Origin of the sequence: Bradyrhizobium sp. B039, assembly GCF_038965675.1 — a bacterium.
GTDB classification, from domain to species: Bacteria; Pseudomonadota; Alphaproteobacteria; order Rhizobiales; family Xanthobacteraceae; genus Bradyrhizobium; species Bradyrhizobium diazoefficiens.
The window spans coordinates 1768806-1791454 of record NZ_CP152416.1 but is presented as its reverse complement, the minus strand read 5'-3'; the positions used below and the strand labels follow the sequence as shown (position 1 = coordinate 1791454).

Annotated in this window: 17 protein-coding genes; 5 read left to right on the top strand and 12 right to left on the bottom strand. The window is 65.3% G+C overall.

Features of this window, described 5'->3' with window-relative positions; translation table 11 throughout:
• Nucleotides 1-60 precede the first annotated feature (60 nt).
• The 9 genes from AAFG50_RS08445 to AAFG50_RS08405 all read right to left on the bottom strand — a co-directional run bounded on the left by AAFG50_RS08445 (nt 61) and on the right by AAFG50_RS08405 (nt 12058).
• The gene (locus AAFG50_RS08445) at nt 61-1158 is read right to left on the bottom strand and encodes an ionic transporter y4hA (RefSeq protein ID WP_011089858.1); all 1098 of its coding nucleotides are present in this window, start codon (nt 1156-1158) and stop codon (nt 61-63) included.
• A gap of 49 nt (nt 1159-1207) precedes the next feature.
• Complete coding sequence (locus AAFG50_RS08440; RefSeq protein WP_028173023.1) at nt 1208-2686, bottom strand: sodium:proton antiporter; 1479 nt, start codon at nt 2684-2686, stop codon at nt 1208-1210.
• A complete protein-coding gene (locus AAFG50_RS08435; RefSeq protein ID WP_028173022.1) occupies nt 2640-3437 on the bottom strand; it encodes an alpha/beta hydrolase in 798 nt (265 codons plus the stop codon). The genes AAFG50_RS08440 and AAFG50_RS08435 overlap by 47 nt, the downstream gene beginning before the upstream one ends.
• Before the next feature lie 212 nt (nt 3438-3649).
• The gene (locus AAFG50_RS08430; protein ID WP_011089861.1) at nt 3650-5047 is read right to left on the bottom strand and encodes an NAD(P)(+) transhydrogenase (Re/Si-specific) subunit beta; all 1398 of its coding nucleotides are present in this window, start codon (nt 5045-5047) and stop codon (nt 3650-3652) included.
• A gap of 39 nt (nt 5048-5086) precedes the next feature.
• Nucleotides 5087-5404 carry a proton-translocating transhydrogenase family protein gene (locus AAFG50_RS08425; protein WP_011089862.1) on the bottom strand — a complete coding sequence of 106 codons (318 nt, stop codon included), beginning with the start codon at nt 5402-5404 and terminating at the stop codon, nt 5087-5089.
• Nucleotides 5405-5415: 11 nt separating this feature from the next.
• The gene (locus AAFG50_RS08420; protein ID WP_028173021.1) at nt 5416-6543 is read right to left on the bottom strand and encodes a Re/Si-specific NAD(P)(+) transhydrogenase subunit alpha; all 1128 of its coding nucleotides are present in this window, start codon (nt 6541-6543) and stop codon (nt 5416-5418) included.
• 137 nt (nt 6544-6680) lie between these two features.
• The gene (locus AAFG50_RS08415; protein WP_008136857.1) at nt 6681-6833 is read right to left on the bottom strand and encodes an aa3-type cytochrome c oxidase subunit IV; all 153 of its coding nucleotides are present in this window, start codon (nt 6831-6833) and stop codon (nt 6681-6683) included.
• 141 nt (nt 6834-6974) lie between these two features.
• Nucleotides 6975-9941 (bottom strand): cell division protein, encoded by a 2967-nt coding sequence (locus AAFG50_RS08410; protein WP_028173020.1) that lies wholly within the window; start codon nt 9939-9941, stop codon nt 6975-6977.
• A 149-nt stretch (nt 9942-10090) separates the two neighbouring features.
• Complete coding sequence (locus AAFG50_RS08405) at nt 10091-12058, bottom strand: M3 family oligoendopeptidase (protein ID WP_028173019.1); 1968 nt, start codon at nt 12056-12058, stop codon at nt 10091-10093.
• Between the two features lie 127 nt (nt 12059-12185).
• Between AAFG50_RS08405 and AAFG50_RS08400 the strand changes: the two genes are divergently transcribed.
• The 3 genes from AAFG50_RS08400 (at nt 12186) to AAFG50_RS08390 (ending at nt 18129) form a co-directional block, all read left to right on the top strand.
• Nucleotides 12186-13685, top strand: a complete 1500-nt coding sequence (locus tag AAFG50_RS08400) for a sigma-54 dependent transcriptional regulator (RefSeq protein WP_011089866.1) — start codon at nt 12186-12188, stop codon at nt 13683-13685.
• A 347-nt stretch (nt 13686-14032) separates the two neighbouring features.
• Nucleotides 14033-16240, top strand: a complete 2208-nt coding sequence (locus tag AAFG50_RS08395) for a L,D-transpeptidase family protein (protein WP_028173018.1) — start codon at nt 14033-14035, stop codon at nt 16238-16240.
• 272 nt (nt 16241-16512) lie between these two features.
• Nucleotides 16513-18129 carry a DUF882 domain-containing protein gene (locus AAFG50_RS08390; protein WP_028173017.1) on the top strand — a complete coding sequence of 539 codons (1617 nt, stop codon included), beginning with the start codon at nt 16513-16515 and terminating at the stop codon, nt 18127-18129.
• Between the two features lie 845 nt (nt 18130-18974).
• On the opposite strand, the gene AAFG50_RS08385 is transcribed toward AAFG50_RS08390, so the two are convergent.
• From AAFG50_RS08385 to AAFG50_RS08375, 3 genes are all read right to left on the bottom strand, one after another.
• Nucleotides 18975-19400 carry a hypothetical protein gene (locus AAFG50_RS08385; RefSeq protein ID WP_011089870.1) on the bottom strand — a complete coding sequence of 142 codons (426 nt, stop codon included), beginning with the start codon at nt 19398-19400 and terminating at the stop codon, nt 18975-18977.
• Nucleotides 19401-19584: 184 nt separating this feature from the next.
• Nucleotides 19585-19857, bottom strand: a complete 273-nt coding sequence (locus AAFG50_RS08380) for a DUF2312 domain-containing protein (protein ID WP_008136868.1) — start codon at nt 19855-19857, stop codon at nt 19585-19587.
• A gap of 245 nt (nt 19858-20102) precedes the next feature.
• Nucleotides 20103-20408 (bottom strand): DUF1244 domain-containing protein, encoded by a 306-nt coding sequence (locus AAFG50_RS08375; protein ID WP_028173016.1) that lies wholly within the window; start codon nt 20406-20408, stop codon nt 20103-20105.
• A 166-nt stretch (nt 20409-20574) separates the two neighbouring features.
• Here AAFG50_RS08375 and AAFG50_RS08370 point away from each other — a divergent pair, with 166 nt between their 5' ends.
• Both AAFG50_RS08370 and pyk read left to right on the top strand, forming a co-directional pair.
• A complete protein-coding gene (locus AAFG50_RS08370; RefSeq protein ID WP_011089872.1) occupies nt 20575-21174 on the top strand; it encodes a DUF1036 domain-containing protein in 600 nt (199 codons plus the stop codon).
• A complete protein-coding gene (gene pyk / locus AAFG50_RS08365; RefSeq protein WP_011089873.1) occupies nt 21171-22607 on the top strand; it encodes a pyruvate kinase in 1437 nt (478 codons plus the stop codon). Before AAFG50_RS08370 ends, pyk begins: the two co-directional genes overlap by 4 nt.
• The last annotated feature ends 42 nt before the right edge of the window (nt 22608-22649 follow it).

The window sequence follows — 22649 nt, the reverse complement described above, 5'->3', positions numbered from 1 at the left end:
GTGTGGGGCGGTTTTCCGGAAAGACCATGCTCAAACAATAACCAGAAGCGCGACCGCGCTTCAGGGCACGAAAACCATGAACACGTAGACGGCAAATACCACCATATGGACCAGCCCGAACAGGACATTGGTCCTGCCCGTGCCGAAGGTCAGCATGCTCAAAAAGAAGGTCAGGAGCAAAAGGACGCTGCCCTGGGCGCTGAGGCCGAGTTCGAGCTCCTTGTCGAAGGCGTAGGTAGCGATGCCGACGGCCGGGATGGTGAGACCGATGGTCGCCAGCGAGGAGCCGAGGGCGAGGTTGATGCTCTTCTGGAGATCGTTCTTGCGGGCCGCCGCAATGGCCGAGACACCTTCGGGCATCAGGATCAGGAGCGCGACCAGAAGGCCGGCAAAGGCCGGCGGCGCGCCGATCCTGGCGGCGACGGCATCGACCACGAGCGAGAATTTCTTGGCCAGCAGCACGACTGCCAGGAGCGAGACCAGGAGCAGCCCCACGGTGAGCGCGAGCGCCCCGGCCGACGGGTGCGCCTCCCCGCCCTCGCCCTCCGCCCGTTCATGAACGAAGTAGTCCTTGTGCAGGACGGTCTGGGTGTAGAGAAACACCGCGTAGAGCGCGAGCGTCACCACGTCGACGAAGCCGAGCTGAACCGCCGAATAGACCGGGCCCGGCGTGGTGGTGGTGTAATTCGGCATGATCAGCGTGATGGTCGCGAGCGCGAACAGGACGCTGAGATAGACGTTGGCCCCGGAGAGCTGAAAACCCTGCTCGCGATAGCGCAGGCCGCCGATAAAGATGCAGAGCCCGACGAGGCCGTTGCAAACGATCATGACCACGGCGAACACGGTGTCGCGCGCCAGTTCCGGCGCCGGCTTGTCGCCCAGCATGATCGTGGTGATCAGGGCCACCTCGATGATGGTCACCGAGAGCGTCAGCACCAGCGTGCCATAGGGCTCGCCGACCCGTTCGGCGATCACTTCGGCATGATGAACGGCGGCGAACACCGTGCCGAACAGGATGACCAGAAGGACGATGGCGAAGACGAGCCCGCCCAGCGAGAGCGTGAAGACGTAGCCCGTCGCACTGACGGCCGCAAACAACAGCACGGCCAGCGCCGGGAAGATCCAGGCCGACCGTGGCATCGGATTATGCGCGCTCATCCACCAGCTCCAGTTGTAGATCCGAGCAGTAGCAAATCGGCCGGCAGATTCAATGCCAGTGCAGGAGCGGTGCGACCGGCAGGACGGTCAGCAGCAGGAACAGCGGGATCAGCACGGCGCCGGCGCGCAGGAGATAGCCGAAGAAGCTCGGCATCTCGACGCCGTTTTCGCGGGCGATGCTGGCGACCATGAAGTTCGGCGCATTGCCGATATAGGTGAGCGCCCCCATGTAGACCGCGCCCATGGAGATGGAGGCGAGCGTGCCCGAGAGCGCATGCATCAGCACCTGCGGGTCGCCGCCGGCGAGCTCGAAGAACAGCAGATAGGTCGGCGCATTGTCGAGGAACGCCGACATCACACCCGTGAACCAGAAATAGGCGACCTCGCGCGGCGTTCCGTCCGGTGCCGTGACGGCGGACAAAAGCCAGGCGAAGGCGCCGTGGTGCCCGGCATCGAGCATGGCAATGACCGGGATGATGGCGACAAAGATGCCCGCGAACAGCTTTGCGACTTCGCGGATCGGCTCCCAGGTGAAGCCGTTGGCCTGCCTGTGCTCGTCCGGCGTCAGCCACACCGACAGCGCCGCAATGGCCAGCAGTGCCACGTTGCGGGCGATGTCTTCCAGCTCCAGCCTGGTTCCGAGAATGTCGAAGGCAATGCCGGGCTTCCACATCGCCGAGGCCAGCAGGCTCGCGACGATGGCTGCAATCAGCACGAGGTTGACGAGGCCGCGAATCCGCAGCGGCTTCGCGGGGCCCGCGTCTTCCTGCAACGGCTCGCTACGGAAGCGCCAGACGTCGATGACGACGAAGATCGCCAGCAACAATCCGGCAACGATCGTCGTCTGCAGCCAGATGTTCCGCGTGGTCCAGAAGAAGTCGACGCCGTGCAGGAAGCCGACGAACAGCGGGGGATCGCCGAGCGGGCTCAGCGCGCCGCCGACATTGGCGACCAGGATGATGAAGAAGATGACGACATGAGCGTTGCGGCGCCGCGGCCGGTTGGCCCGGATCAGGGGGCGGATCAGGATCATCGCCGCCCCGGTGGTGCCGACGACGCTCGCCATCAGCGTGCCGAGCGCGAGGATGCCGGCATTCGCCGCCGGCGTGCCCCTGATGTCGCCCGTGATGAGAATGCCGCCGGCCACGACATAGAGCGAGAACAGCAGCACGATGAAGCCGAGATATTCGGCGAGCATGGCGTGGACGAGTGCGGCCAGCGTCGCCATGCCTCCTGCGAGCCAGACCAGCGAGCCGAGCGCCAGCAGTGACCAGGCCGCGGCGATCTTGCCGTAATGTTGGTGCCAGAACTTTGCAAACAGCAGCGGCCCGAGCGCGATCGACAGCAGGAGACCGGCAAAGGGCAGTGCATAGGGCCAGCGCATCGCCGCGCCGTCGAGTTCCGTCGCGGCCCATGCCTGCTGCGGCAACAGCGCGAGGATCGCAGCGACGGACAGGCCGCCGCGCAGCATCACGAGCCGTCTAGGAAGCAATGAAGCGCTTTGCTGTTTCAATCGCACCGAAAGCATCAAGATTGTCGTGTCCGCCGCCCGCAAAGCGAACGAACTGCTTCGGTTCATGCGCGAGCGCGAACAGACGCTCTCCGAACACGATCGGAATGGCAAGGTCATTGGTGCCATGCATCACCAATAGCGGCACCGTGACGCGCGCAATTCGCTCGTCGGAGCGAAACTGATCGCGCATCAGGAGGCGGACCGGAGCGAAGCGGAACAGCGAGGCGGCGACCTCGACCGTCGAGGTGTACGGCGCCTCCAGGACCAGTTTGCGGACCGGATGTTCGGAGGCGATGGCGACCGCAACGCCCGTTCCGAGCGAAAAGCCCCAGGAGACGATTCGTTCCGCCGCGTAGCGCGCCGTCGTGAAGGCGTAGGCGGCCGCGGCATCGCGCAGCAGGCCCTCCTCGCTCGGCGCGCCGGAGGAGCCGGCATAGCCGCGATAGGACAGCGCGACGAGGCCGGTGCCGTCGGCGGTCATCGCCTTGAAGCGGCTGACGCCGCCCGCGAGAAAATCGCCGTTGCCCGGAAAATACAGAATCACGGGGCGGCCGGGCCTGGCCGGCACGTGCCAGACGATGACTTTCTCGGCATCGGACGTGGTCAGGACGTGCTCTTCCGCCTCAGGCAGGCCGGCGGCATCCGGAGCGGTGCGACCGACGGGTGGGATCGGAAACAGCATCTCGCGCTGCCGGACATACAGCACGACGAGACCGGCGCAATAGACGGCCGCGAGCAGGATGGCGATCCACTTGACGATGGTCATGATGATGCGGCCGGTCTCCGGCTCAGGGCTTGCGCCGGCTCCGCAGCAATTTCATGACGTCGAGCCGGATGCTCGCGGGAACGTCGCGGCAGCCGCACGCCGCCGCATGCGCGGCGTGCCATTTGACGCGCTACTCGCGCGTCGCTTTGGGTGGCATGCGATGGGACCGGTGCCATTCCTTGTTGATGGCCACGATCCGCTTCCCTCGCGGGCTACATCGCCTTGACGATGTTCTCGGTGACCTTCTTGGCGTCGCCGAGCAGCATCATGGTGTTGTCGCGGTAGAACAGCGGATTGTCGATGCCGGCATAGCCCGAGGCCAGCGAGCGCTTGATGAACATCACGGTGCCGGCCTTCCAGACCTGGAGCACGGGCATGCCGTAGATCGGGGAGGTCTTGTCCTCTTCGGCCGCCGGGTTGGTGACGTCGTTGGCGCCGATCACGAAGGCGATATCGGCCTGCGCGAACTCGGAGTTGATGTCCTCGAGCTCGAACACCTCGTCATAGGGCACGTTGGCTTCGGCCAGCAGCACGTTCATGTGGCCGGGCATGCGGCCGGCCACGGGGTGAATGGCGTATTTCACCTCGACGCCTTCCTTCTTCAGCATGTCGGCCATTTCGCGCAGCGCGTGCTGGGCCTGCGCCACCGCCATGCCGTAGCCGGGCACGATGATGACCTTGGAGGCGTTCTTCATGATGAAGGCCGCGTCATCCGCCGAGCCGAGCTTGGCGGGCTTCTGCTCGCCGGTGCCGCCGCCGGCGGCAGCCGTCTCGCCGCCGAAGCCGCCGAGAATGACCGAGATGAAGGACCGGTTCATCGCGTGGCACATGATGTAGGACAGGATCGCACCGGAGGAGCCGACCAGCGCGCCGGTGATGATCAGCGCGGAGTTGCCGAGGGTGAAGCCGATACCAGCCGCGGCCCAACCGGAGTAGGAGTTCAGCATCGAGATCACGACCGGCATGTCGGCGCCGCCGATCGGGATGATCATGAGCACGCCGAGCGCCAACGCGAGGATAACGATCATCCAGAAGTCGAACGCGCTGCCGGTCAGCACGAGACCGACGATGAAGAACACCAGCGCCACGGCGAGCGCGATGTTGATGATGTGTCGGAACGGCAGGATGATCGGCGCACCGCTCATCCGCGCGGACAGCTTCAGGAACGCGATCACCGAACCGGTGAAGGTCAGCGCGCCGATGGCGACGCCGAGCGACATTTCAACGAGGCTCTGGCCATGGATGTTGCCGGGCGTGCCAATGTCGAACGCTTCAGGCGCGTAGAACGCGCCGGCAGCGACCAGCACCGCGGCCATGCCGACCAGCGAGTGGAAGGCAGCGACCAGTTCCGGCATCGAGGTCATCGGCACGCGGCGCGCGATGACCGCGCCGATGGCGCCGCCGATGGCGATGCCGACGATGACCAGCACCCAGGCCAGGCCGTCAGCCGGCGGATGGTTGGCGAGCGTGGTGGCGACCGCGATCGCCATGCCGATCATGCCGAACAAATTGCCCTGGCGCGAAGAGGCCGGGCTCGACAATCCCCGCAGCGACAGGATGAACAGCACCCCCGCCACGAGATACAAGAATGCAGAGAGATTGGCGTTCATCTCAGGTCCCCATTGATCCCTTCAGCCCGAGGTGGCCGCTTACTTCGACTTCTTCTTGTACATCGCCAGCATGCGCTGGGTGACAAGGAAGCCGCCGAAGATGTTCACGCAGGCGAAGATCAGCGCCACGAAGCCGAAGGCGCGTGCCCAGCCCGAGCCGCTCGAGACGTTCGCGACGCCGCCGGCGAGCAGCGCACCGACCACGATCACCGAGGAGATCGCGTTGGTCACGCTCATCAGCGGCGTATGCAGCGCCGGCGTCACCGACCACACCACGAAATAGCCGACGAAGACGGCGAGAACGAAGATCGACAGCCGGAAGACGAAGGGGTCGACGACCTGTGCTGCATGCTCCATGGCGGCTCTCCTTAGACCTTCGGCTGGAAGTTCGGGTGGATGACAGCGCCGTCCTTGGTCAGCGCGGTCGCCTTGACGAGTTCGTCGTCCCAATTCACGGCGAGCTTCTTCTCCTTCTTGTCGACCATGGTCTCGATGAAGGAGAACAGATTGCGCGCGTAGAGGCTGGAGGCCGAGGCCGCGACGCGGCCTGCGACATTGGTGTAGCCGACGATCTTGATGCCATCGAGGTCGACGACCTCGCCCGGCTTCGCGCCCTCGACATTGCCGCCGCGCTCGACGGCGAGATCGACCAGCACCGAACCCGGCTTCATCGACTTGACCATCTCGCCCGAGACGAGCATGGGCGCCGGCCGGCCCGGAATCAGCGCCGTGGTGATCACGATGTCCTGCTTCTTGATGTGCTCGGCGGTGAGCGCGGCCTGCTTGGCCTGATACTCTTTCGACATTTCCTTGGCGTAGCCGCCCGCGGTCTGCGCGTTCTTGAACTCCTCGTCCTCGACGGCGAGGAACTTGGCGCCGAGCGATTCCACCTGCTCTTTCGTCGCGGGCCGTACGTCGGTCGCAGTGACGATGGCGCCGAGGCGGCGCGCGGTCGCGATCGCCTGGAGGCCGGCGACGCCGACGCCCATTACGAACACCTTTGCGGCGGGCACGGTGCCGGCCGCGGTCATCATCATCGGGAAGGCGCGGCCGAAGGCTTCGGCGCCCTCGATCACGGCACGGTAGCCGGCGAGGTTGGCCTGCGAGGACAGCACGTCCATCACCTGCGCGCGCGTGATGCGCGGCATCAATTCCATCGCGAAGGCGGAAACGCCGGCATCGGCCATCGCCTTCAGCGCGGCATCGTTACCGTAAGGGTCCATGATGGCGATGACGAGCGCCCCGCGCTTGTATTGCGCAAGCTCCGATGCCTCGGGGCGCTTCACCTTGATGATGATGTCGGCGTCCTTCAGCGCGTCAGTGCTGACGGTGGCACCCACGGCGGTGAATTCGGAGTCCGGCAGCCCCGACTTGAGGCCGGCGCCCGGCTCGACGGCGATCTCGGCGCCGAGCGCTTTGAACTTCTTCACCGTATCAGGCGAAGCGGCAACGCGCGGCTCCGACGGATCGATTTCCTTGGCAACGGCGATCTTCATAGGCCCTCCGGCGGCGCGGGAAAAAGCGCGCACGCAAACTTAGCGTCACTCCCGCAACGTTGGATACCGGTTTTGGCACCGGTTTGAATGCAAATTTTATGGGCACCGACGGCGCTGTCGGTGCGGCAGACGATGGATCAGGTGAGGAAGATCGCCATCAGGATCACGATGAGCGCGACCGAGGCCGTGCCGTATTTCACCAGCTTGATGAAGCCCTCATAGGTCTGCTCGTGGGCAACGTAGTCGTTGCCGTCGGCAGTGGTGTACGCCACTTCGCTATGGTCAGCCATGGATTGTCCCCAGTCGAAAGTCGAATTCTGGGGCTGGGATACCTTAATCTTTCGGGCAGGGCAACGGCAGGCAAGCGCGGTTTTCCCGCAAATCAGGTCATTTGGAATTCCGATTGCCGGGAATTCGGGCTCTCGCGCCGCTCAGCCCTGATCGATCATTGTGGCGGTGACACTCACGGTCGGTCGCCGGGGCTCCGGAAGACCGAGCGCCGCGCGGACCGCGTCGATCGCCTTCTCGCCCGCCTCGGTAAATCGCGCCATGCGCGGATCCGTACCGGGACCGACCGCCACGGAATGGTCGCCGGCCAGGAAGCCATGGGTCATGTGGAACCCCAGCGCGCGATAGACCTCGAACTGCTCCTCCGAGAAGAACTGATCGCCGGTGGTCTCGTGGGGGAAGGTGTCGTTCCGCCGCGCATAGTCGCGGATGTAGTCGTTCTCGTCGCTGGAGAGCGAGGACTTGATATAGACGAGATAGCCCTTGTCATCGCCGCCATAGTCGATGCTGCCGATCGCCACATGGACGTGCGGGGCCTCGTCCGCGGCGCCGGAGGACGCTTGTGCGGACTTCCTGTCGGCGTTCTCCGCCATGATGGCGCGCGTGCGGTCGCGAATCGGCGTCCAGGGCAGATCGATCCGGACCCCGAGGTCGATGCGGGCATAGCGCTGCAGCTTCATCAGCGAGGCGAAATTCATCGGTGCGTCGGCTTCCGCGTCGACCGCGACGATCACCTTGCAGCGCCGCCGCAGCAGCTCGTAGACGCCGAGATTTTCGATGTGGCCGCCGTCGGTGAGATAAACGCCGTCGCTGTTCTCGTAGAGACGGCCCGAGATTTCCGACCACAGGAACAGCGGCGTGGAGCGGCGCTGCGGCCGGGCGGCGGCCCCGACATAGCGCGGGTTGCTCAGCCAGTAGCCCAGCCGCACGTTCAACAGCGCCAGCGTCGGCGTCAGCGCCTTGATCGAGTTCGAGCCCATATTCGACGACGCCGCCGCCCCCGAGATCGCCATGGCGGTGGCGAGATCGAGGCTTTGCTCGAGACGCTCGACCGCCGGAGTCCTGGCGTAGCGCGTCGCCTCGCTGCCGACATAGAGCGGCGAGAAGACGAAGAAGTCCGCATTGCGGCCGCGCCGGTTGGCGAAGTCCGATCCCTGGATGTTGAGCGCCGTGTTGATGAGATGATAGGGCGCCCGCAGCTTCGGCGCGGCCGGCCGATCGGTCGTCGTGGCACTGTCGTCCGCGACCACGAAAAGCTCGCTCAACTTCATGCGATCGAGCGGCTTGAAATCGCGCCCCTGGTCGAGGCTCGCCTCGGCGCGCGCGATATTGCCGTCTGCCGAGCGGCCGGGGTCGAACAGGAAAGCCTTGCTCAGCCGATCGCGGTAGAGGCGGTGCAGCGAATTCGCATTCGGCGTCAGGGACCAGGAGATCGCAAACAGCAGCATGCCGACGAGCGCGTACAGGATCACCACGGGCAGGCTGTGCGCGTAGCCGGAGCCTCGATCCGTCCAATCGAATTGTCTTGCGACATTGCCCGCGGCAAATGCGAGCCACGCCGGAACGTGGGATACCGGCGTCAACCAGTCCGTCGTCGCCGTCGCTGCGGCAGCTTTTGGCGTGATCTCGGCCGAGAGGGTGCCGGCAGCCGCGTCGAACTCGATCTTGCCCGACAGGTTTGCCGACGCGGGCACAGTCGATTTATTGGCGGCGAGACAGCCCTTCTGCGCAATAACGGTCAGAGGCGCCTGGCATTTTTCGATCGGATCGTTGGCGATGCCCCAATAGGACAGATAGAGATAGGCGACCCAGATGATCAGCGGCAGCGCCAATCCCGCGATCCACAGCGCGACCTTGGCGATGATCGCGAGCACCAGCGAGCCCCATTGCGAGGATACGCTGTTGCCCTTCAGGAGTTCGGCGAACTGCTGCCTGAAGGCCGTGACGAATATGCCGATCGGCGCGGCAATCGCGGCGAGCGATTTGATCCAGGTGACGGCGACGCCGCCGACCGGCCCGCCGATCGTGTTGCTGTCGACGACATCGAACATCTGCAACAGCATGAAGGGCTGGAACTCGAAGAACGCGATCACGGCAAGCAGCACCAGGAAGGTCGCGCCGGCCGTCGGCCAATGCGAGCGAAACTCCTGGCGGTTCTCGGGACTTGCAAATGACTGCTTGAGCGCCCAGCCGAAGAACAGGCCGATGCCGATGATCGCCGTTGCCAGCGTCAGCGCGAAATTCCTGATCTGAAGGACGCGGGCGAAGTCGCACGCGATGCCAAGCAGGAACGCGATGCCCGCGGCATAGGTCAGGAAGACGGTTGGGCCGATGCCCCGTTCCGCGCGTGAGAGCAGATAGGCAATTCCGCCGCAGGCAAGCAGCACCAGCGCAACGATCGCGCCGATGGCGGCGAAACCGAAACGGTCCGCGATCCAGCCGAAATGGTGCAGCTCACATTGCGGCGAAGCGCCGTCGGCAAGATCGACACCGAAGAAGTTCGCGACCGTCAGGCAGCTCCGCAGCGGGGTCGACCAGATGGTAACGGCGGCGAGCAGCAGCACCGCCGGCAGCGTCAGCCCGATATTGGCGATCAGGCCGCGCGCCACGATCGCAATCCCGGTCAGGAGATCGCGGAAGCCGGCCGGGACCAGGTAGTTGGAATAATTCCTGATGTGCCCGACCGACGGCGTGTCGCTGATCTCGCTGGCGGTCACGGTTTCCCCGGTCGGCCGCTCGCCGAACACGAAACGGCCTGTCACCGTCATGGTCGTGCTGAGCGAGGTGCCGATGTAGCCGCCACCCGATACGGTGGAGAGATAGTCGATCCGTCCGATCAAATCGTGGTGGTTCAAGGCCTGGAGCACGCCGAGACACATGGCCGAGGAGCGGATGCCGCCGCCCGACAAGGCGAGCCCGACGACGTCGAGCATCTGGCAGGCGACGATACCGTCGGGGTCGATTTGCCGCGCCTCCTCGCGGCGCGTGTTGATGGCCTCGATCTCGTCGCGCACGATCTGCTGATGCTTCTCGCACCAGGGCGTTTCCTCCTCGAAGGCTGCGGCGTTCCGTGCTGCGCCAGGTCGCGGGACCTGTCCCTGGTCGGGCATGCGAGCCTCTCCCGAGCAACAAAAAGCGATCGGCAATCAAGAATTGAAAAAATAAATCAAGTATCTACAGGATTAGTCTCGCCTCCGGCGCGAACGTTCAACGCGGGCGCGGGAACCCGAGGCGGCCAGGCGCCCGCGCGCCCGACGCCTCAGCCCATCGCCTCCAGCTCGTCGATCATCCCGGCAATGACCGAAAGGCCGCCGTCCCAGAATTTGGGATCCTTGGCATCGAGCCCGAACGGCCGCAGCAGCTCGGAATAGTGCTTGGTGCCGCCGGCGGCGAGCATATCGAGATAGCGCTCGGCAAAGCCCTCGGCCGCGTTCTCGTAGACCGCGTAGAGCGAGTTCACCAGACAATCGCCGAAGGCATAGGCATAGACGTAGAACGGCGAATGGATGAAGTGCGGGATGTACATCCAGTAGTTCTCGTAGCCGGCCTTGATCTCGATCGCCGGCCCCAGGCTCTCGCCCTGCACCGACAGCCAGATCTCGCCGAGCCGCGTCGCGGTGAGCTCGCCGTTCTTGCGCTCGGTGTGGACCGCGCGCTCGAAGGAATAGAAGGCGATCTGCCGGACCACGGTGTTGATCATGTCCTCGACCTTGCCGGCGAGCAGCGCCTGGCGCTGCCTGGCGCTCTTGGTCTGCGCCAGGAGCCGCCTGAAGGTCAGCATCTCGCCGAACACGCTCGCGGTCTCCGCCAGCGTCAGCGGCGTCGGCGCCATCAGCGCGCCGTTCTTGGCCGCCAGCACCTGATGCACGCCATGGCCGAGCTCGTGGGCGAGCGTCATCACGTCGCGCGGCTTGCCCTGGTAGTTCATCAGCACGTAGGGGTGCGCCGACGGCGTGGTCGGATGCGAGAACGCGCCCGGCGCCTTGCCCGGACGCACCGGCGCGTCGATCCAGCGGTCGGTGAAGAAGCGCTCGGCGATGTCGGCCATTTTGGGCGAGAAGCCGCGATAGGCCGTCAGCACCATGTTGCGCGCATCAGGCCAGCCGATGACGTCCGTCGCCGCAAACGGCAGCGGCGCGTTGCGGTCCCAATAGGCCAGCCGCTTCTTGCCGAACCACTTTGCCTTCAGCGCGTAATAGCGATGCGACAGCTTTGGATAGGCCGCGCGCACCGAGGCCACCAGCGCATCCACCACCTCGCGCTCGACGCGGTTGTTCAGGTGGCGCGAATCCGCGACGTCCTTGAAGCCGCGCCAGCGGTCGGAGATGTCCTTGTCCTTGGCCAGCGTGTTGGTGATCAGCGCGAAAGTGCGCTCATTGGCCTTGAAGGTCTTCGCCAGCGCCTCTGCCGCGGTTTTGCGCTTGGCGCCGTCGCGGTCCTGCAACAAATTGAGCGTCGGCTCGATCGCGAGCTCCTTAGGCCCGACCTTAAAGCGCAGGCCGGAGATGGTCTGGTCGAACAGCCGGTTGAAGGCGGAATAGCCGGTCTGCGCCTTCTCCAGGAAAAGCTGCTCGAGCTTGTCGTCGAGCTGATAGGGCTTCTCCTTGCGCAGATCCTCGATCCAGGGACGGTAATGTGCGAGCTCCGGCGCCTGCATCGCACGGGTCAAAATATCGTCATCGACACGATTGAGCTCGAGCGCGAAGAACAGAAGATGGGTGGACGCCGCCGTCAGCCGCTCGGAGACATCGCCGTAAAACTTTGAAATCTTGGGATCAACGCTGTCGCCGGCATGGACGAGACCGGCATAGGAGCCGAGACGGCCGGCGAGATCGTCGATCGCCTCATAGCGTCGCACGGCCTCGGCGAGCCATTTTCCGCCATCTTCATTTGCTGTCCCTGTCGCGAGCTTGCCTTTGTAGTCGGTCTCGAACGCGACGCAATCGGCATCCATCCTTTCGAGATCGCGCGCCACTTCCGGCGCGTCGATCCCGGAATAGAGATCGGCGAGGTTCCATTCCGGAAGCCTGCCGGTCTTGCTCGCAGGCTTGGCGAGTGAAGGCTTGGCAAGCGAAGACTTGGCGAGTGAAGACTTGGAGGGCTTTGCCTTGACGATGGCTTTCTTGGCGGCGGATGTCCTGGTGTTCGGCTTGCGGAGAGCGGGTTTGCTGGGAGCGGGCTTCTTCAAGGCAGACTTTCCGAGAGCGGACTTGGAGCGCGAATTCATTGTGTGGGAAACCTGTGTTCAACAAGCGCGGCGGCGGGCCAGGGCATCAAGGTTTAAGAGTGCGTTAATCGGCTTCGGCCAGAGTGCCCCGATTCGAGACAGATAGTAGTAGCGTGCGGGGAACACCATGGCTGCCAGTATTTTGATCGCCGACGACGACGCTGTAGCCCGCCGGCTGATCGAGAACATGGTGCAGAAATGCGGCTATGAGACGGTCGTCGTGGACTCCGGCGACGCCGCGATCGCCGCCCTCACCGCCCCCGATGCACCTGCGATCGACGGCGTCATCCTCGACCTCGTGATGCCCGGCCTCGACGGCATGGGCGTACTGGCGAAGATCCGCGAAGCCGGCCTCAGCGTGCCTGTGATCGTGCAGACCGCCCATGGCGGCATCGACAACGTGATCTCGGCGATGCGCGCCGGTGCTGCCGATTTCGTGGTCAAGCCGGTCGGCATGGAGCGGCTCCAGGTCTCGCTTCGCAACGCGCTCAACGCCTCCGCGCTCAAGGGTGAACTACAGCGCATCCGTCACAGCCGCGAGGGCCGGCTGACCTTCTCCGACATTATCACCCGCGCCGAGGCGATGGCCGGCGTGATGCGCACCGCGCAGAAGGCGGCGAACTCCTCGATCCCGGTGCTGATCGAGGGCGAGTCCGGCGTCGGCAAGGAGATGTTCGCGCGCGCCATCCATGGCAGCGGCGAGCGCAAGGCCAAGCCGTTCGTCGCGGTCAATTGCGGCGCGATCCCCGACAACCTCGTCGAGTCCATCCTGTTCGGCCACGAGAAGGGCGCCTTCACCGGCGCCACCGAACGCCACACCGGCAAGTTCGTCGAGGCCCACGGCGGCACGCTGTTTCTGGACGAGGTCAGCGAGCTGCCGCTGGCTGCGCAGGTCAAGCTGCTGCGCGCGCTCCAGGAAGGCGCGGTCGAGGCCGTCGGCGGCCGCAAGCCGGTGAAGGTCGACGTCCGCATCATCTCGGCAACTAATCGCAGGCTGCTGGAACGGGTGAAGCAGGGACATTTCCGCGAAGACCTGTTCTATCGCCTGCACGTGCTGCCGCTGACGATCCCCTCGTTGCGGACCCGGCGCGAGGACATCCCGCATCTGCTCCGGCATTTCCTGGCGCGCTTTGCCGCCGAGGAGAACCGCACCATCACCGGCATCAGCGGCGAGGCCGTGGCGCATCTCGCCCAGCTCGACTGGCCGGGCAACATCCGCCAGCTCGAAAATGCGGTGTACCGCGCCGTGGTGATGAGCGAGGGCGACCAGCTTGGCCTTGGCGATTTCCCGCTGCTCGCCTCGCAGCCGTATCCCGCAACCGAGATTCCGACCGCGCCGCTGATGCTCGAACCGATCGCGGCGCCTTCCGTTGTGTCGTCGGGTAGCGAAATACCGATTGCGCCGCTCCCCTCGGTGGGAACTCTTCCCATGCTGACCGCGACCGGCGACGTCCGCCCTCTGGAGGACATGGAGAACGAGATCATCCGCTTCGCGATCTCGCATTACCGCGGGCAGATGTCCGAGGTCGCCCGCCGCCTCAAAATCGGCCGGTCCACGCTCTACCGAAAACTCGACGAGGCCGGGGTTCCCGGACATGGCGGGAAAAGCGGCGAGGAGACGCACTGAGCCTCATGCGAACGGAGGTTCGCGCGACGGCGCGAGGCGACTGTAAGCCGTTCGCATGACGACAGAATTCGACTGCGATTTGAACCGTGACCTGGAAGTGACAGACAGAGGGAAAAGCGCGCGGCAGAGGCGCACAATCCGTTGCCAAGAGGCTCCCTTGAAGTCAGTTTGTCGTGAGTTGTCCCGGGTAGCGCTGGCTGCAAAATCGGGGCCTGTATATCGTCTGCGTATGAATCGTTGCGTGCAGGCGTGCAACTTTCGAGAGGCCGGCGCGGTTTAGCCGAAGCTCAATTAGGCGATAACAAAGCTGTTCCACGAGGGACAGTTCACCCGAGGGGTGCGACACAATGCGTGACTGTTTGAACCACCGTGCAGGCTTTGACCGTGTCTTGATGACGGTCGCAGCAACCTTCCTCACGGTGTCGGCCAGCTCGGCCCTGGCGCAGGATCAGGCGCGCAGCAGCGCCGCCGAGCTCGCGATCGAAGCCGCGATCCCGCGCCCCGAGCCCGCCAACGTCCCGCCCCCGACTGCCTCCGACATCAAGCTCGACGCCACCGCCACGGTCCAGGACTCCGCGAAGGAGCCGGCCAAGGAACCCGTGAAGGCCGAAGCCGCTCCCGCGCCGGACAAGGTTGAGACGAAGCCGTCCGACGTCGCCACCACGCCCGCCACCGAGGCGCCGAAGAGCGAGACGGCTAAAACGGAGCCCGCGACGACCGAGCCCGCCAAATCTGAACCAGCAAAGGCCGACACTGCGACGACCGCGCCGGCTGCGCCTGCGGCTCCCGCCACCGCAGCGGCTCCTGCCGCCGAGCCGGTCAAGGCTGCGAGCAGCGTGCCCGCCGCCGACCAGCCGGTCGCCGACAAGCTGAAGGATATCATCGGCGCCAAGACCTCGCGCCATTTCGACCGCAAGAACGAGCGCGCGGCGATCGAGAAGTTCTACGGCGCCCGCGACTTCGCGCCGGTGTGGACGCAAGCCGGCAGCCTGACCGCCGCGGCCAAGGGCGTGATCGCGCGGCTGAAGGATGCAGCCTCCGACGGCCTCAATCCGACCGATTATCCGGTGCCGGATTTCGCCGCCGCCACGACCCCCGATGCGCTCGCCGACGCCGAGCTCAAGCTCACCGCCAGCATGTTCGACTATGCGCGCCAGGCCCAGAGCGGCCGCATGCACTGGTCGCAGGTCAGCGCCGACATCCTCTATCCCGAGCATCCGGTCGACCCGAGCGAGGTGCTCGCCAAGGTCACGACCGCGGCTGACGCCTCCGCGGCGCTCGACAGCTACAACCCGCCGCAGAAGCTCTACAAGGAACTGAAGGCGAAGCTCGCGGAGCTCCGCGGCCAGGGCAGCGGCCCGGTGATCGAGATCGCCGACGGCCCGGCGTTGAAATACACCCCCGCCGGCAAGAAGCAGGCTGAAATCGTCGTCGAGGATCCGCGCGTGCCGCAGCTCCGCGCCAAGCTCGGCATCACCGAGAATGCGAGCGACACCCGCTATGACGCCGCGGTCGCGGAAGCCGTGCGCAAATTCCAGAACGGCGCCGAGATCAAGGCGACCGGTATCCTCGACGACAAGACGGTCAAGGCGATCAACACCCCGAAGCGCGACAAGCAGATCGACACGGTGCTGGTGAACATGGAGCGCTGGCGCTGGCTGCCGCGCGACCTCGGTGTGCCCTCGCTCGGCGATGCCTATGTCATCCTCAACATTCCCGACTACACGCTGAAGGTGATGCAGCGCGGCCAGCAGGTCTGGACCACCCGCGTCGTCACCGGCAAGCCGGGCCAGCACGCGACGCCCCTGCTCACCGAAACGATGAAGTACATCACGGTCAACCCGACCTGGAACGTGCCGCCGTCGATCGTCTACAACGAATACCTGCCGGCGCTTCAGCAGGACCCGACCGTGCTTCAGCGCATGGGACTCAAGCTCGAACAGAACCGCGACGGCTCCGTGCACATCTCGCAGCCGCCGGGTGAAGCCAACGCGCTCGGCCGCATCCGCTTCAACTTCCCGAACAAGTTCCTGGTCTATCAGCACGACACGCCGGACAAGAACTTGTTCGCCAAGGAAGACCGCGCCTTCAGCCACGGCTGCATGCGCGTGCAGAACCCGGATCAGTACGCCTCCGTTCTGCTCAACATCGCCATGCCGAACGAGAAGTACACGCCGGAGCGCGTGCGCAGCATGTACGGCAAGAGCGAGATCGACCTGAAATTCCCGACCCCGATTCCGGTCAACATCACCTATCAGACCGCGTTCGTGGACGATGCCGGCAAGCTGCAATTCCGCAAGGACGTCTATGGCCGCGACGCGACCATGATCAACATCCTGAAGAACAGCCGCGGCAAGGACCTCGAGAATATCGTCGCGCACTCCCAGCCGAGCTATTCGCGCCCGGCAACGACGCTGCCCTCGGGCGTGGCAGTGGCCAACAATGGCGGCGGCTTCGGCTCGTCCGGTCCGAACTTCTTCGAGCGGCTGTTCGGCGCCCCGACCCCGCCGCCGGCTCCGGTCGGCCGCAGGCCGCAGCGGGTGTTTACCCGCTGAGCCCGGCCCGGCCGCTCGCTTCCTGAAATTCTGCAATAAAATCAACGCCCCCGTCCCCTGGATGGGGGCGTTTCACGTTAACCATTCTCCACCCGGGCCCCGGGCAGCGGGCGTTTTTTTGCCACACTCAACCGGTTAGGTTTGTATTCTGACTTGGTTTGGGGGCGGGAAGGTCAACCTCGAATTAACCTTCTCGCTTTAATAAAGCGTTCATCCTCTTTCTCGCGCTAACGGGGTTGGCGGGAGAGTCCATTTGAACGCTCGTCGACTGGGTGGGCTCATACGTGCTGACTGGTCTTGCACGCCAATTCGCTGTGCTGTCGTTGTCCCATGCGGGAGTGAAGGCCGGATCCCGGATCGGCCTTGCTGCCGTGTTGCTGCTTGCTGCCGCGGGTTCGGTCCATAATGCCGCCGCGCTGAACGAGACCAAGACGCTCTCCTTCCACCACACCCATTCCGGCGAAGACCTCACCGTCACCTTCAAGCGCGACGGCCGCTACGACGACGCGTCGCTGAAGCAGCTCAACCACTTCCTCCGCGACTGGCGCACCCAGGACGAGACGGTCATGGACCGTCACCTGTTCGACATCCTCTGGGAAGTCTATCGCGACGTCGACGGCAAGCAGCCGATCCAGATCATCTCCTCCTACCGCTCCCCCGCCACCAACGCGATGCTCCGCCGCCGTTCCTCCGGTGTGGCGCGCTTCAGCCAGCACATGCTGGGGCATGCGATGGACTTCTACATTCCGGGCGTGCCGCTGGAGCAGATCCGTTTCGCCGGCCTGCGCCTCCAGCGCGGCGGTGTCGGCTTCTATCCGACCTCCGGCTCGCCCTTCGTGCATCTGGACACCGGCAGCATCCGGCACTGGCCGCGCATGACGCATGACCAGCTCGCCCGCGTCTTCCCGGACGGAAAGACGGTGCATCTGCCGACCGACGGCACGCCGCTGAAGGGCTATGAGCTCGCCAAGGCCGAGATCGAGCGCCGCGGCAACGGTGACGACGGTGCCAGCAAGCCGAACTTCTTTGCCGCCCTGTTCAAGAGCAAGTCGGCGCCGGCAGCCAGCAGCAACGACGAGGATGACGAGGGCGCACCAGCCCCGGCCGCCAAGCCCGCGGCGCCCACCGTGGTCGCCGCTGCGGCCAGGCCGGCCGATCCGGTGCCGACGCCGCGCGCCAAGCCGCAGGTCGCCGCCACGCTGCAGCTCGCCTCGGCCGATGCGCAGATCGTTGCGCCGCCCAAGCCGAAGCCGGCGCCCGTGGCTGACAAGCCGGCGGCCGGCAAGCCTGAAACCCCGGCCGACATCATCAATGCCCGCGGCTTCTGGGACACTCCGGCGACGCCGCAGCAGGCGACACCGGCGCAGATCGCCGCGCTGAAGGCCCGCCAGGCGCTTGCCGCCGCGACCGATCCGCAGCCCACCGCCAGCGTCTCCAACGCAACTCTTCAGGCGCTGGCTTACGCACCGGCCGCCTCCCCGGTCGATCGCGCCAACGTCGTTGCCGCTTCCGCGCCGATCCCGCGCTCGGCCCGTCCCGCCGCCGCGTCCCGCAGCGGCGCCCAGGCAACCGAGATCAACACGGTGGTCGGCAAGAGCGTCGACGGCATGGTCGCAACCGCGACCCGGCTCTCCGCGGCCAAGGGCGAGAGCATCTGGCTCAAGATCGTGATGCTGTCGCCGAGCGCCAGCCGCGCGATGTCGGTGACGCTGATGGGCGAGCTCGATATGACCGCGCTGCGCGGCTATTTCGTCAAGCCGCAGGCCGTGATCGCCGTGGGCTTCACCGACGATCCGATGCAGGGCCTGTCCTGCGACAGCTTCTCGGGCAGCGCCACCGCGAAGCTCGATACGACCTCCTTCGTCGTGCGCACCGCCGCGTTGCGCTGAGGCGGTATTTCCACGAACACAATGTCGTGGCCCGGATGGTGCGCGCGCACTGGGTTCACTTGTCCGTGACGACAGATAAACGGATTTTGCCCAAGCCTGGCGCGCATATGCACTAAGGAGGATTCCCCCACTTCCAACGGGTAATCACCCGGTATCGCTGCGCATTCCAAACGCGCATCGTGGCAATGCGCGAAAAACCCGGAAGGGAGCGTGCGATGTCAGTTCCAAGCAAGTCTGAGCTCAGCCTTCTGAACCAGGACGAGCGCGAAGTCACATTGAATACGCACCATCCCGTGGTTGGAGAGATGGGGCGCGATCGACTTGAGGGCCTTCGCGACCGGCTACGGGATCTGCGCGACAGGGAGCGTACATTGTCGCGGCATCGACGCCGCGAAACAAAGGGGACGACCGACCCGCGCGGCAAGAGTTTCTCCGGAACGGCAGAGCACGCAAACCGGCGCCAATCGGTCTTCGCTGCCGCCATCAAGCGCGTCAAGAACGAGCTGAGGCGCATCCGAAAGTTTGAGGCACGACGGGAGCTCGGGGAAGCGGCGCGACGGGCGCTGGCACTTCGTCGGACACGTCAGTTTTCCCGACCGCAGACGACCCCAACTTCGCATGACGGCATGCGGCCCATCCCAAGCCGTCGCCGGATCAAGAAACTTCCGCCGGAAAAATCGGAAGGGTCTCGCAGGCCAACAAGCGGGCGCAGGCGGGACGAGACTCCAAACGCGGACGCGGCAATTGAGACGAGACCGACAATCCTGCCGATAGAGGCTGCGCGCCGGACCGGCGCAACGGCGTGCTCGCCATTTCCAAGACTATAGTGTCGAAACCCGCAGCTTCTATCTCGCTTTCCTGACCCGCCGATCCAGATGATACGTCAGCGCCAGCGAGAGACAGACGGTGAGCTGCTGCTTCGGAAGCGCGCCGGATACCGGCAACAGCAACGCCCTCGTCTGCCGATACTCGAACTGATCGGGAAAGCGCTCGCGGAACGTATCGACCAGCGTCGTCCTGCAGTTGACGAGAATGGCGGCGCGATCGGAGTCCTTCACGCGCCCGAGCCGGATCGTAGAGCCGCTGCCGGTCTCATCGGTCAGATAAGCGGGTTCGCCCCATTTCAGCGTTTCGGTGAGCGGGCCGACGTCGTCATGCGCCGCAGCGGTCGCAAAGATCAGCGCACGCACCTGAAGCAGCCGCTTGCCGATCGGCGCCGGAAGAGCGTCGAAGGCACGGCTCACCTCGCGCGGTAGCGGCGGCGCAGTCACGGCGTTTCCCTCGATGGACCCACGACACTGGTGTCGTCCTGGCGAAAGCCAGGACCCATACCGCGGAATCTATCGATGAAGCGCGGTACCAATCCCGCACGACGATAATGCAACTGCCGGCCTTCGCAATAACCACGGCCTGTGGCTATGGGTCCTGGCTCTCGCCAGGACGACAGTACAGACCTCAGATCATTCCCAGCGCCTGCATGTAGGTCTCGAGAATGGTCTCGGCCTCGGCGCGCTCGTTGGGATCCTGCTTGCGCATCCGCACGATGGTGCGCAGCGCCTTGACGTCGTAGCCGTTGCCCTTGCTCTCGGCATAGACGTCACGAATGTCGTCGGAGATCGCCTTCTTCTCTTCCTCCAGCCGCTCGATGCGCTCGATGATGGATTTGAGCTGGTCCTTGGCAAATTTCGTCGCGGGCTCGTCGTCGCGAACGGCGGCGGAGGTGGCCATCTTGGTACTCCCAATGAAACTGGCAAAACGAGGTGACGCCGGCATCCCTCACCGCGCGTGCTGCCTGAACCCTTAGGGTTCGTGCCCCCCGCGTTCAAGCAAGCATCGCGCTCGTCCACAGCGCGCCCACAGGAGATGAGAAGATACTGGAGATTGTCGTCATTCCGGGGCGCCCGAAGGGCGAACCCGGAATCTCAAGATTCCGGGTTCGATGCTGCACATCGCCCCGGAATGACGGAGAAAGACTAGTGCCCGTGAGGGTGGACCTTCTTCATCGCCTCGATCTGCTCGGGCGTGGCCGTGCCCTGGTGCTTCGCTTTCCAGGTCTCATAGGGCATGCCGTAGACGGCCTCCCGGCTCTCGTCCTTGCTCAAGGCGACGCCCTGGGCGTCGGCTGCGTCCTTGAGCCAGTTGGACAGGCAGTTGCGGCAGAAGCCCGCCAGATTCATCAGGTCGATATTCTGGACGTCCGTCCGTTCCCGCAAATGGTCGACCAGGCGCCGGAAAGCGGCCGCTTCGAGTTCCGTTCTGGTTTTGTCGTCGATTGCCATCACTGAATCCCTTGGCTACCCCTGATGTCGTCACCCTTACGGGATCAGGTGGGGTCCTGTCACAGATTTTGCCATATCGCGGCGCAAACGGGCCCCGGGCCGCCTCTCGCGGCAGTTCCCCGGCCCTACGCCAAATCGTCAATCATCTGGTATACGTTCCGCGACAATGATCGCCGAATCTCCCCGTTCCCCGTTTCGCCTGCTCGCCCGGTTGGTCCCGGTGCTGGCGATTGCCGTGCTGTGCCTCTGGACGAGCCCCGCCTCCGCCGATTTCCGCCTCTGCAACAACACCTCGAGCCGGGTCGGCATTGCGCTCGGCTACAAGGACGCCGAGGGCTGGACCACCGAGGGCTGGTGGAACATCTCCTCCCGCTCCTGCGAGACCCTGCTGCGGGGAACGCTGGTCGCCCGCTACTATTACATCTACGCGATCGACTATGACCGCGGCGGCGAATGGTCGGGCCAGGCCTTCATGTGCTCGCGCGACAAGGAATTCACCATCCGCGGCACCGAGGATTGCCTGGCGCGCGGCTATGACCGCACCGGCTATTTCGAGGTCGATACCGGCGAGCAGCGCGCCTGGACGGTGCAGCTCACCGATGCCAACGAGCAGCCGGCACAGCCGCGCCTGCCTGGCATGCCCGGCCCGGTTGGCCCGGGTGGCGGCGTTCCGGGTTTGCCCAATGGCCCGCCCGGTGCTACGCCCCCGGGCTCGCCCGGCCTGCCACCGGCCGCAGCTCCCCCTCCGCCTGGGAATAAGCCATGAGGCGTCTTCGCCGTATCAAGATTCTCGCGACCCTTGGACCTGCCTCTTCGGACCTCGCGATGATCCGCCGCCTGTTCGAGGCCGGCGCCGACCTGTTCCGCATCAACATGAGCCACACCCCGCATGACAAGATGCGGGAGCTGGTGGCGACGATCCGCAATGTCGAGAGCAGCTACGGCCGGCCGATCGGCATCCTGGTCGACCTTCAGGGACCGAAGCTCAGGCTCGGCGCCTTCGCCGAAGGCTCGGTCCAGCTCCAGAACGGCCAGACCTTCACGCTCGATTCCGACAAGGCGCCGGGCGATGCCACGCGCGTCAATCTCCCGCATCCGGAGATCCTCGCCGCGCTGCGGCCCGGCCATGCGCTGCTGCTGGACGACGGCAAGGTCCGGCTGATCGCGGAGGAGACCTCGAAAGAGCACGCGGTGACGCGCGTCGTGGTCGGCGGACGGATGTCCGACCGCAAGGGCGTCAGCCTGCCCGACACCGACCTGCCGGTCTCGGCGATGACGCCGAAGGACCGCGCCGACCTCGAGGCGGCGCTGGTCACCGGCGTCGACTGGATCGCGCTGTCCTTCGTGCAGCGCGCCGACGACGTGATCGAGGCCAAGAAGATGATCCGCGGCCGCGCCGCTGTCATGGCCAAGATCGAGAAGCCGCAGGCGATCGACCGCCTCGCCGACATCATCGAGGCCTCCGACGCGCTGATGGTGGCGCGCGGCGATCTCGGTGTCGAGCTGCCGCTGGAGCGCGTGCCGAGCCTCCAGAAGCAGATGACGCGCATGGCGCGCCGCGCCGGCAAGCCGGTGGTGATCGCGACCCAGATGCTGGAATCGATGATCCAGTCGCCGGTGCCGACCCGCGCCGAGGTCTCGGACGTCGCCACCGCCGTCTATGAAGGCGCCGACGCCATCATGCTGTCGGCGGAATCGGCGGCCGGAAAATTCCCGGTCGAGGCGGTCTCGACCATGAACCGCATCGGCGAAGAGGTCGAGCGCGACCCGATTTATCGGTCCGTGCTGACCGCGCAGCGCCCCGCGCCGGAATCCACCGCCGGCGACGCCATCGCGGACGCCGCCCGCCAGATCGCCGAGACGCTCGACCTGCCGGCCCTGATCTGCTGGACCAGCTCGGGCTCGACCGCGGTGCGCGTCGCGCGCGAGCGGCCGAAGCCACCGATCGTGGCGATCACGCCGAACATCGCGGCCGGACGCCGGCTGGCGGTGGTCTGGGGCGTGCATTGCGTGGTGGCGGAAGACGCGCGCGACCAGGACGACATGGTGAGCCGCGCCGGCCAGATCGCGTTCCGGGACGGCTTCGTCCGCGCCGGCCAGCGCGTGATCATCGTCGCCGGCGTGCCGCTCGGCATCCCCGGCACCACCAACATGGTGCGCATCGCCTCCGTCGGCCCCGAGGGCGGCGCGGATATCTAGGTCCGCGGGACCCCGGCAAACAAGAACGTCGAAAACAACCCC